This is a genomic window from Bacillus sp. Pc3, from assembly GCF_000815145.1.
GTDB lineage: Bacteria > Bacillota > Bacilli > Bacillales > Bacillaceae > Bacillus > Bacillus velezensis.
This window is the reverse complement of record NZ_CP010406.1, coordinates 1757531-1769359: the sequence shown is the minus strand read 5'-3', so window position 1 is coordinate 1769359 and position 11829 is coordinate 1757531. Positions and strand designations below refer to the sequence as shown.

The window sequence follows — 11829 nt, the reverse complement described above, 5'->3', positions numbered from 1 at the left end:
GAAAAGCAGCCCTGTAACGGGCTGCTTTTTTTATGCTTCAAACGATTTGAGGACGGCAGCCGTTAATATCTCAACGCCTGTAAAGATGGCGCTTCGGTCAAATGTCATTTGGGGATGGTGAAGCCCCGGCTGCAGACCGCATCCTAGGCCGAGCATCGTCGTTTTTAAGTTCGGCACCTTTAACCCGTAAAAGTGAAAATCCTCTCCTCCGGTTGTCACAAGAGGTTCATCCACATGTTCTTCTCCGAGAATGCCGCTTATCGCAGATGCCATGATGGCTTCCGCCTCTTTGTTTCGCTCGGCTGCCGGGAGGCTGTGTTCTTTTTGCAGTTCGATTTTTGCGCCGAATGCGGCAGCCGCCGCCTCACAGGCTCTTTCGGTTTCGGCGGTTAATTTCTCCATGGCGGCATTGGTTTGTGCGCGGAGATCAAGGCTGAACGATGCTTTTCCCGGAATGATATTGGAACTCTCACCGCCTGCCTGAAGCTTTGTCATCTTCACGGAATGCGGGATGCCGGGATCAAGATGAATGAAGCTGAGTTTTTGGACGAGAAGAGCGGCGATTTCGATACTGTTAAGGCCGAGATGCGGTCTCGCGCCGTGGGCTTCTTCTCCGATAATCAGGCCTTCTATATGCTGGCTTGAGCCATGCAGAATGGACGGTGCGCATCGGCCGTTTGCCGTTTCCTGTACGGGGCGCACGTGCACGCCGTATAAGAAGTCAACATCATCCAGTACGCCTTTTTCAATCATTTTCAGCGCTCCGCCGCCTTTTTCTTCCGCCGGCTGAAAAATTAAGCGGATGGTGCCCTTCGGAAGTTTCGGCTGACTCTTTAAAAGCATCATCGTGCCGAGCGCCATCGTCATATGTGAATCATGTCCGCATGAATGGTTCGCCTGAAAGACACCGTCCACTTCCTGCCACAGCGCGTCAATATCCGCCCGGACAGCCACAACGGGCGAGCCTTCTCCGATTTCGCCGACAACACCGGTACAATCATCAAACGTGCGGGTCCGGCAGCCGGCCTCTTTCAGTTTTTCAGTCAGATATTCAGTTGTTTGATATTCTTTCCAGCTTACTTCGGGATTGGCGTGCAGGTGGTCAAAAATATCCATAATGACTTGCTTTTCATGCGCTGTGAGTCTGTTCATGCCGTAAGTCCTCCTTCAAAAGCTGTCTGTTTTTTATTTTTGATATTGAAAACAGGCAATCGGTCTGTATATAATATAGCACATATCTGTATTTTCTGAATAGTTTATAAATTTAAAGCGGGATGGTGATGTTATGGCTGTGCCGAAGGCCGAACCTGTATTGAAAAAGAAGAAATTGTTTGTGATGCCTGATGCTTATGTGCTGCTGTTCATTGTCGCTTTACTATGCGCGATAGCGTCGTACATCGTTCCCGCGGGGGAATTTGACAGGGTGACAAAGGGCAGTGTGACGTCCGCCGTCCCGGGGAGTTATCATTCTTTAGACCGGTCTCCTGTCAGCCCGATCGCTTTTTTTACCGCGATTCAGGAAGGGATGACAAGTTCCGCGCCGATTATTTTTTTAATCCTGTTTACGGGCGGCACCATTGCGATTTTGGAGAAAACGGGCGCCATCAATGGATTGATCAGTAATGTCATCAGTACGTTCCGCACAAAACAGCTGCTGTTTATTGCGATTGTCGGATCTCTATTTTCGATCCTCGGCACAACCGGCATCGTCGTTAATTCCGTGATCGGTTTTATTCCGATCGGCCTGATCGTCGCCCGCTCGCTGAAATGGGACGCCGTGGCCGGAGCGGCCGTCATTTATATCGGCTGCTATGCCGGGTTTAACGCGACGATTTTATCACCTTCACCGCTCGGGTTATCACAAAGCATCGCGGAGCTGCCGCTGTTTTCCGGTATCGGCCTGCGGATTGCCGTCTACATTTGTTTTCTGTTATCATCTATTTTATATATTTATCGGTATACGAGAAAACTCAGAAAAGCAAAGGACGCCAGTCTGCTGGGGAACGATTGGTTTCCGGCGGCAGGTTCACTCCCGCAGGTTTCTGAGCCGGAGGACAAGCATGTCCCGTTTACCGTCCGCCATAAATTGATTCTGGCTGTTGCGGCTTTGTCGCTTGCCGGCTTTTTATACGGCGCGCTTACTCTTGGCTGGTCTGATTCAGAGATGGCCGCCGTGTTCATTTTTATCTCAATCGTGTCCGGACTGATTGCGGGAATGGCGGCAAATGATATCGCAAAAACGTTTATTACAGGCTGTCAGGGGCTCGTTTACGGTGCGCTGATCGTCGGAATGGCGAGAAGCATTTCCGTTATCCTGGAACATGGAAAGCTGCTTGATACGGTAGTCAATGGACTTGCGTCACTGCTGGACGGTTTCAGCCCTATGGCAGGCGCAATCGGAATGTATATTTCCAGCGCCCTGCTTCATTTTCTGATTTCATCGGGCTCAGGGGAGGCGGTCGTATTTATTCCGATCTTGGCGCCGCTTGCCGATCTGATGGGCATCACGAGACAGGTCGCGGTTGAAGCGGTCATGCTCGGAGAAGGCGTCGTAAACTGTGTCAATCCGACTTCCGGCGTGCTGATGGCCGTACTGGCTGCCAGCGGCATTCCGTACGTAAAGTGGCTTCGCTTCATGATTCCGCTGGCGCTGATTTGGTTTGTCATCGGTCTCGTGTTTATCTGCATAGGCGTCCTGATCAATTGGGGCCCTTATTAACATTTTTGTCAATGATATTTCGGTTTATCATTATGAATCGGCAAGATATAATGGGAGTTGTAAGCCATTCTTAATAGTACGGGAGGAAGTCATGAATCAGCGTCGGAACAGACTTTCAAACGTGAATGGAAAGAGTGAGAGTGTGAAAGAGAAAGAACGAATGATTTGGTCAGAAGTCGGAATGCTTGTGGGCACACTGTCTTTGCTTGACATCATCGTACGCGGACTTGTTCTGAACTGTCCGTTTAGGGAATGGGCCGGTAGCTTGGCGGTTTTCTTCATTATAATTGTTTATTATTGCATCAGGGCGGGAGCGTCGGGAATGCTCATGCCGAGAATAGACACCAAAGAAGAACTGCAAAAGCGGGTGAAGCAGCAGCGGATAGATTCAATTGCGGTCACTTTTGCGGTAGCGGCGATTACGATGTACGACAGGGGGTTTCCCCATACATTCTTTGCTTGGCTGAAAATGATCTTTCTTTTTATCGTCTGCGGAGGCATTCTGTTTCTGCTTCGGTATGTCATTGTGAAGCTGTCTTACAGAAGAGCGATAAAAGAAATAAAAAAGAAATCATCTTGACAGGTGGTTTCTTTTTTTGTTTGAAAGCGGGAAGTCTTTTTAATTGATAGGAATATAGATTTGAATTCACTCTGCCACGTTGCTTTGATAGAGAGAGTGTGATAAGTTGAAATGTAAGCGTTAACAAAATTATCCAGTCTTCACAACAGTTGAAAGGAGCTGAAGAAAGAGTAAGAGGAATTTTTGACTCCGCAGTCAGTCTTCAAAAATGAAATAAGGAGTGTCAAAAATGTTTGAAAAACGATTCAAAACCTCTTTACTGCCGTTATTCGCCGGATTTTTATTGCTGTTTCATTTGGTTTTGTCAGGCCCGGCGGCTGCAAACGCTGAAACTGCAAACAAATCGAATAAGGTGACCGCGTCATCGGTCAAAAACGGGACCATCCTTCATGCATGGAATTGGTCGTTCAATACGTTAACACAAAATATGAAAGATATTCGTGATGCGGGCTATGCAGCCATTCAGACGTCTCCGATTAACCAAGTAAAGGAAGGGAACCAAGGAGATAAAAGCATGAGGAACTGGTACTGGCTGTATCAGCCGACATCGTACCAAATCGGCAACCGTTACTTAGGCACTGAACAAGAATTTAAGGACATGTGTGCAGCCGCGGAAAAGTATGGCGTAAAAGTCATTGTCGATGCGGTTATCAATCATACTACCAGCGATTATGGCGCGATTTCTGACGAGATTAAGCGTATTCCAAACTGGACCCATGGAAACACACAAATTAAAAATTGGTCGGATCGATGGGACGTCACTCAAAATTCCTTGCTTGGGCTGTATGATTGGAATACACAGAATACTGAGGTGCAGGCCTATCTGAAACGTTTCTTGGAAAGAGCATTGAATGACGGAGCAGACGGATTCCGCTATGATGCCGCCAAGCATATAGAGCTTCCGGATGATGGGAATTACGGCAGCCAGTTTTGGCCGAATATCACAAATACATCGGCGGAGTTCCAATACGGAGAAATCCTGCAAGACAGCGCGTCCAGAGATACTGCTTATGCGAATTATATGAATGTGACGGCTTCTAACTACGGGCATTCCATCAGATCCGCTTTAAAGAACCGTAATCTGAGTGTGTCGAATATCTCCCGTTATGCATCTGACGTGTCTGCGGACAAGTTAGTCACATGGGTGGAATCACATGATACGTATGCCAATGATGATGAAGAGTCCACATGGATGAGTGATGACGATATTCGTTTAGGCTGGGCAGTGATTGGTTCCCGCTCAGGAAGCACGCCTCTTTTCTTTTCCAGACCTGAGGGCGGAGGAAATGGTGTAAGATTTCCCGGAAAAAGTCAAATAGGAGATCGCGGGAGCGCCTTATTTAAAGATCAGGCGATTACTGCGGTCAATACATTTCACAATGTAATGGCCGGGCAGCCTGAGGAACTCTCGAATCCGAATGGGAACAACCAAATCTTTATGAATCAGCGCGGCTCAAAAGGCGTTGTGCTGGCAAATGCAGGATCCTCTTCTGTCACCATCAATACTTCAGCGAAATTACCTGACGGCAGGTATGATAATAGGGCCGGCGCCGGTTCATTTCAAGTAGCGAACGGCAAACTGACAGGTACGATCAATGCCAGATCGGCGGCTGTTCTTTATCCTGATGATATTGGAAATACGCCTCATGTCTTTCTTGAGAATTACCAAACGGGGGCAGTCCATTCTTTCAATGATCAGCTGACGGTCACCCTGCGTGCAAATGCGAAAACAACAAAAGCCGTTTACCAAATCAATAATGGGCAGCAGACAGCATTTAAGGATGGAGACCGACTAACGATCGGGAAAGGAGATCCAATCGGCACGACATACAACATCAAATTAACCGGAACGAACGGCGAGGGTCCAGCGAGAACCCAAGAATACACATTTGTCAAAAAAGACCCGTCCCAAACCAACATCATTGGCTATCAAAACCCGGACCATTGGGGCCAGGTAAATGCTTATATCTATAAACATGATGGAGGCAGGGCCATAGAATTAACCGGATCGTGGCCGGGGAAAGCAATGACTAAGAATGCAAATGGAATGTACACGCTGACGCTGCCTGCGAATACGGATACGGCCAATGCCAAAGTGATTTTTAACAATGGCAGCGCCCAAGTGCCCGGACAGAACCAGCCCGGCTTTGATTATGTGCAGAATGGTTTGTATAACAACTCCGGTTTGAATGGTTATCTTCCGCATTAATGGATAGGGCCATCATCACATCAGCGTGCCGGCAAACCCCCGCTTCTGGGAAAGGGACAGCGCGTCTTCAATCACGCTGAAAAGATGACAACATCCTAAAACGGTTCCGTTTTAGGATGTTGTCAACAATCTGGAAACCATCACCGATATTTTTTTGTTCAAAAATCAAACTTTTCTCTTGCAAAAGTTTGTGAAGTGTTGCACAATATAAATGTGAAATACTTCACAAGATAAAAACAGACACCACGAAACACTGGAGGATGAGCATACATGATGAACGAACGAGTGAACAAAGTAGCATTAATCGGAGCAGGTTTTGTTGGAAGCAGTTATGCATTTGCGTTAATTAACCAAGGGATCACAGATGAGCTTGTGATCATTGATGTAAATAGAGAAAAAGCCATGGGAGATGTCATGGATTTAAATCACGGAAAGGCATTTGCGCCTCATCCGGTCAAAACGTCTTACGGCACATATGAGGATTGTAAGGATGCCGATATCGTGTGCATCTGTGCAGGAGCCAATCAAAAACCGGGTGAAACGAGACTTGAGCTGGTCGAAAAAAATCTCGCCATTTTTAAAAGCATTGTCGGTGAAGTAATGGCAAGCGGATTTGACGGCATCTTCCTCGTTGCCACAAACCCGGTCGACATTCTCACTTATGCGACATGGACATTCAGCGGGCTGCCGAAAGAACGCGTCATCGGAAGCGGCACGACACTGGATTCTGCGCGATTCCGTTATATGCTGAGCGAATACTTCGGAGCCGCTCCGCAAAACGTACACGCCCACATTATCGGCGAGCATGGCGATACCGAGCTTCCTGTATGGAGTCACGCCAATATCGGCGGAGTGCCGGTGCAGCAATTGCTGGAGAAAAATGCAGCTTACAAACAGGACGAGCTGGATCAGATCGTTGACGATGTGAAAAACGCGGCCTACCATATTATCGAGAAAAAAGGCGCGACATATTACGGAGTGGCGATGAGCCTCGCCCGCATCACAAAAGCGATTTTGCGTAATGAAAACAGCATTTTAACCGTCAGCACATATCTGGACGGCCAATACGGTGTAAACGACGTCTTTATCGGCGTTCCGGCCGTCGTCAATCGGAACGGCATCGCAGGTGTGACGGAACTTGAGCTGAATGAAACAGAACAGGCTCAATTCAGCCGCAGCGCAAACGTGCTGAAAGATATTCTCGCTCCGCATTTCGCAGAGTAAACAAAAAAGCAGTACATGACAAACGCCATGTACTGCTTTTTTTAATTCGCTTTTTTCGCCATTTCCTGAGAGGTTTTTACTCTCGCTTTTCCCATAAACAAAATGGTAACGGCCGCAATGACGATCGGCGCCAGCGCAAGCGTAAATACATATGTGATGCTTTGCGACATGGCGTCAATAATGCGATCCAGAATGTGCGGCGGAATATGGGCGCGCGTGCCGGCCTGGAAAATCTCCTGCGGATTTCCGATGTTCTGCATCGCGCCGCCCGCTCCTTTCATGCCGCTGAATGAATCTGTGAGCTTATTGGTAAACACATTCGTCTGGATGGTTCCGAAAATCGTCACACCGAGCGTCATACCGAATGATCTCAAAAACGAGTTTGTTGAGTTGGCGCTTCCGCGGTAACGCGGCTCCAGATCGTTCATGGACGCGGCCGGCAGCAGTGAGAAGTTGAAGCCGACACCGAATCCGGAGATCAGCATGAATACCGTCAGCATTGTACGCGCCGTATCCGGTGTCATATTGGAAAGCAGCAGCATTCCGATAAAGAAAGCGACCACGGAAATCAGCATTAAAGTGCGGAACCGCACTTTTGTCTGGAAAATTCCGCCGATCATACTTCCGATAACAGAGCCGATCATCATCGGCGTCAAAATAAAGCCCGCGCTTGTCGCGGTGCTTCCGTACACAGCCTGAACGAAGATCGGGATAAACACCGCTAAAATGACGAACGTGGCTCCGTAAAGGAACGCCAGAATCTGTGCCGTAGCAAATAAACGGTTTTTAAACATCCAAAATGAGATAATCGGTTCTTCCGCTTTTCTTTCCACAATAAAAAAGGCGATAAAGAACACGGCGAACACAGCGAACAGACCGATGATCTGCACGGAGTTCCAATCATATGTTTTTCCGCCGAGCTCAAGAGCGAACATCAGACCGACAATGGAAACCACCAGCGTGATTGCGCCGGCCCAGTCGATTTTCTGCTTCTTGTGTTCAAGGGATTCTTTATAATAACGAAGAATAAAAAACAATGATAAAATACCGATCGGCACGTTGATGTAAAACACCCAGTGCCAGCTGATGGAGTCGGTAATGAGCGCGCCTAAAAGCGGCCCGAGAACGCTGGACAGGCCGAAAACGGCACCGAACATGCCCGACATTTTTCCGCGTTTTTCCGGCGGGAATAAATCAAAAATGATCGTGAAGGCGATCGGCATCAGCGCGCCTCCGCCGATTCCCTGAATGACGCGGTAAATGATGAGCTGATCCATTGTTTGGGCGATTCCGCATAACGCGGATCCGATTAAGAAAAGAATAAGACCGAATAAAAAGAAACGTTTGCGTCCGTACATATCGGACAGTTTTCCGTAAATCGGCATACCGGCCATAACGGCTACCATGTATGATGCCGTCACCCACGCGAACTTATCGAAACTTCCGAGGTCCGCCACGATATTTCCCATCGCAGTGGCAACGATTGTATTATCCATAGCCGACATTAAAATGCCCAGCAAAAGACCGATGACGACAAACTTCGTCGAGGCGTCCTTCGCGGCTGTTTGTTCCATGCTTTTTCCTCCCATACTTACTTTTAATCATTAAATTTGCTATGATCATATTAGATTTGCCGAAAATTATCTTGATCGTCAAGATAAATTGATTTTATAGGGAGGCCTGTCAGTTGTCAACAAGAAATACCAGAAGCGAGACGGAGGAAACCGCGATACAGTTATTCCGAAAGATGGCCACAAGGACGATCCTGTTTCATCAGGCGGCCGCTCAATCTCTCGGTCTGTTTCCAACCGATTTAAAATCAGCTGATATCTTAAATGAAGCAGGCCCGATGACCGCAGGCGAGCTTGGGAAAAAAACCGGTCTCAGCACAGGTTCGGTAACGGCGCTCATTGACCGGCTCGAAAAAGCGGGATATGTCATGAGGAAAAAAGACCCCGAAGACAAACGTCGGGTGATTATCGTGCCGCTGACAGCCGGAAAGGCGAATGTGAAGCAATTGTTCAGCTCCTTATCCCAGTCTACGATCAGCCTTTGCCGGCAATATAAAGAAGAAGAACTGCGGCTGATATTCGATTTTTTAGGAAAAGCGACGGACATGATGGAAGACGAGCTTGAGAAATTAAAATAATATATCATAGCACGGCCCATTCATGAATAACTTGTACAAGTTGCATGAATGAGGGGGAAGTCAATGAACATCTTTTTAAGCTACATCGTTCTCGGGCTGTCATTGTCAGCACCTGTCGGACCGGTCAATGCGGCGCAAATTGACAAAGGCATCAAAAACGGCTTTTGGCATGCATGGATTTTCGGTCTTGGCGCCATGGCCGCGGATGGGCTGTATATGATTCTGATCTATTTCGGGCTGTCTCAATTTTTGACCGCTCCTTTTGTAAAAACGTTTTTGTGGCTCTTCGGTTTTTTCGTGCTGACCTATACGGGAGTCGAAACGCTAAAAAATATCAGGGAAGCCATGAATGTCAGAAGCGGAAAAGGAAAACCGGCTTTTTACAAAACATTCGGCGCGGGATTTTTTATTTCTCTTTCCAATCCGCTGAGCATTTTATTCTGGCTCGGCATATACGGCAGCATCCTCGCTAAAACCGCTGAATCCTTCGATGCAAATCAGCTTTTGATTTACAGCTCCGGCATTCTTCTCGGCATTTTGATCTGGGATTTCTGCATGGCGGTCGCCGCGAGCACTTTCAGAAATCTCCTTCATGAAAAAGCGCTCCGCTGGCTGACGGGAGCGGCGGGTGTGTCTTTGATCGTTTTCGGGTTTTATTTCGGATGGCAGGGGATTCAAATGCTCATCTCATAAATAGAAGAGTCACCCATCGCCTATCTCCATCATAACGTATCATGACGATACTGGAGGTGGGCCGATGGCAAGCGAGCTGTACACAAAAAGTTGCCTTGAGGAAAAGTTATTGGATCTGCCAAATTGGCAGAGAATCGCTTTTGAGCTTCTATCAGAAAAAGTAGGCGATAAAGCGGACGCGTTTCCGTGCATTCCCGGACGTCAGGGATTTTTGACAGATCAGCTCCGGATATCCTTTGCGGGTGATCCCCGCGAAGAGGGAACCCCGGAGGAAGTGGGACTACTGCTGTCCGAGTACGGAAAGATCTCAAGGAATACCGGAAAATACGCGTCGCTGCTTGTGATTTTTGATACGCCTGAGGATTTAGCTGAGTATTATTCCATTGAGGCGTATGAAGAGCTGTTCTGGTCTTTTTTAAACCGGCTGAGCGGCTGCGATCCGAAAGACTGGCCGGAAGACATACCGGAAGACCCTGAACATTATAAATGGGAGTTCTGCTTTGACGGCGAGCCGTATTTTATTCTGTGCGCGACGCCTGCGCATGAAGCGAGACAAAGCAGAAGCTTCCCGTTTTTTATGCTCGCGTTTCAGCCGAGATGGGTTTTCGAAGGATTAAATGATTCAACCGCGTTCGGACGAAACATGAGCCGGCTGATCAGAAAACGCTTAGAGGCGTATGATGAAGCCCCTCTTCATCCCCGATTGGGGTGGTACGGAGGAAAAGACAATTTAGAATGGAAGCAATATTTCCTCCGTGATGATGAGACGCAAGTGTCAAAGTGTCCCTTTTCTTATTTGAAGAGACTGTTTAAACCGACGAAATAAGCTATGATCCGGCAGGGCTGTGTCCCTGCTTTTTTTGTACGATCCATGTCACGATCGCAATGACGGCGAGAAAACAAAGGCTGACCAGAAAACCGGGCCGGCTCGATTTCTCAAACAGCGTCCCGGAGACGGCCGCGACAATCAGCACAAGGGCGATAACAATCTGTACGGTTCCCATCTTTGTCGTTTCGAGCAGTTTCTTGCCCGAGAACAAAATGAACAGCCACGTATAAAGAAGCATCAGGCCCGCCGCGGTCGTCATGTGTTCATATATATTTTTCGGCAGCACCAATGACAGGATGATGGAGACGATGAGTCCGGCAAACGTCAATCCGAGCGCAGGCCAGCAGATTTTTTTGTTTTCCTTTAATCTGAAGCATTTCGGCGCATCTCCGTCATCTGCCATCGTACAAAGCAATGTCGTCACGGCAAACAGCGAGGCGACGAGCGTGGAAAATCCCGCAATAATAAAAATTCCGTTAAAAATATCAAGAATGATATCTAAATGAAAACCCTTCAGCGATGTAATAAACGGGCTGTCCTGTTCGGTGAATTTGCCCAGCGGCACTAACAGCAGCGCCAGGCCGAGAGAAATGACGTAAATCACCGCAAGAACGGCAAGCATCAGCCGGCCTGATTTTGAGGCTTCCTCCGGCTTTTTCAAATGCACGGTCATCAGCCCCAAGACTTCAATTCCTCCGAAGGCGTAAAACGCATAAATCAATCCGGTCCATAACCCCATCGCTCCGTGCGGGAACAAATCCTTTGATTCGTTCGGCACCTGCACATCCGGTTTATGAGAAAATATACCGCACAGCGCCAATATGGCGATGACGATAAACATAACAATCGCCGCCGTCTTGACAACAGCGAGCACATTTTCCGTTTTTTGAAAAACGGACAGCCCCGTAAATATAATCAAGAGACCGAGCACCGCATAGATGGAGGCGAAAATCCACAGCGGCACATTCGGAAACCAATGCTTCGTAAATAGCGAGATCGCTGTCAGCTGGCTTCCAGTGATCAGCATCTCGGACGACCAGTACACCCATCCGTTGCTGAAACCGGCCCAAGTGCCGAAAGCCTTTCTCGCATAAGCGCAAAAAGACCCCTTTTCGGGCTGTTTGGCCGAGAGCTTCGCGAGCTGCTCAAAGACAAAATAGGTGCCAAGCCCGGCAATAAGAAATGAGATCAGCGCGGAAAATCCGCTTTTGACAATAGCGATGCTGGACCCGAGAAAAAAGCCCGTCCCGATTGTGCAGCCGACGCCGATTAAGGAGAGCTGCCACCAAGCGAGATTCCCTTTAGGCTGGTCCTGTGATTTACTCATGAAGTTCAACCCCTTTATCAAAGCTTAGATTGCGGCCGTCAGAAGGGGAATATACATCCAATAAATTGCTTTACATGAAACAAACGGCCGGGGTTCATA

General features: G+C 48.0%; 10 protein-coding genes. 7 read left to right on the top strand and 3 right to left on the bottom strand.

The window, feature by feature from the left end; all coding sequences use genetic code 11:
- Positions 1-30: 30 nt before the first annotated feature.
- On the bottom strand, positions 31-1152 hold the full coding sequence (locus tag SB24_RS08180; protein ID WP_039252859.1) for a M20 peptidase aminoacylase family protein: 1122 nt from the start codon (positions 1150-1152) through the stop codon (positions 31-33).
- Positions 1153-1285: 133 nt separating this feature from the next.
- On the opposite strand from SB24_RS08180, the gene SB24_RS08175 reads away from it, so the two are divergent.
- From SB24_RS08175 to SB24_RS08160, 4 genes are all read left to right on the top strand, one after another.
- Positions 1286-2719 carry a YfcC family protein gene (locus SB24_RS08175; protein WP_039252857.1) on the top strand — a complete coding sequence of 478 codons (1434 nt, stop codon included), beginning with the start codon at positions 1286-1288 and terminating at the stop codon, positions 2717-2719.
- Positions 2720-2810: 91 nt separating this feature from the next.
- On the top strand, positions 2811-3299 hold the full coding sequence (locus SB24_RS08170; RefSeq protein ID WP_015416759.1) for a DUF6773 family protein: 489 nt from the start codon (positions 2811-2813) through the stop codon (positions 3297-3299).
- 229 nt (positions 3300-3528) lie between these two features.
- Positions 3529-5508, top strand: a complete 1980-nt coding sequence (gene amyE / locus SB24_RS08165; protein WP_039252855.1) for an alpha-amylase — start codon at positions 3529-3531, stop codon at positions 5506-5508.
- A 270-nt stretch (positions 5509-5778) separates the two neighbouring features.
- On the top strand, positions 5779-6732 hold the full coding sequence (locus tag SB24_RS08160; protein ID WP_014416851.1) for an L-lactate dehydrogenase: 954 nt from the start codon (positions 5779-5781) through the stop codon (positions 6730-6732).
- Positions 6733-6773: 41 nt separating this feature from the next.
- Here the strand turns inward: SB24_RS08160 and SB24_RS08155 are convergent, their stop codons facing one another.
- Positions 6774-8306 carry an MDR family MFS transporter gene (locus tag SB24_RS08155; protein ID WP_015239110.1) on the bottom strand — a complete coding sequence of 511 codons (1533 nt, stop codon included), beginning with the start codon at positions 8304-8306 and terminating at the stop codon, positions 6774-6776.
- A 113-nt stretch (positions 8307-8419) separates the two neighbouring features.
- Here SB24_RS08155 and SB24_RS08150 point away from each other — a divergent pair, with 113 nt between their 5' ends.
- From SB24_RS08150 to SB24_RS08140, 3 genes are all read left to right on the top strand, one after another.
- Positions 8420-8881: a MarR family transcriptional regulator gene (locus SB24_RS08150; RefSeq protein WP_003156626.1), complete on the top strand. Its 462-nt coding sequence runs from the start codon at positions 8420-8422 to the stop codon at positions 8879-8881.
- A 63-nt stretch (positions 8882-8944) separates the two neighbouring features.
- The gene (locus SB24_RS08145) at positions 8945-9574 is read left to right on the top strand and encodes a LysE family translocator (RefSeq protein ID WP_007409057.1); all 630 of its coding nucleotides are present in this window, start codon (positions 8945-8947) and stop codon (positions 9572-9574) included.
- 64 nt (positions 9575-9638) lie between these two features.
- Positions 9639-10400: a YqcI/YcgG family protein gene (locus SB24_RS08140; protein ID WP_015416762.1), complete on the top strand. Its 762-nt coding sequence runs from the start codon at positions 9639-9641 to the stop codon at positions 10398-10400.
- Position 10401: 1 nt separating this feature from the next.
- Here the strand turns inward: SB24_RS08140 and SB24_RS08135 are convergent, their stop codons facing one another.
- Entirely contained in the window at positions 10402-11730 is a 1329-nt protein-coding gene (locus tag SB24_RS08135) for an amino acid permease (protein WP_015416763.1), read from the bottom strand.
- Between the last annotated feature and the right edge of the window lie 99 nt (positions 11731-11829).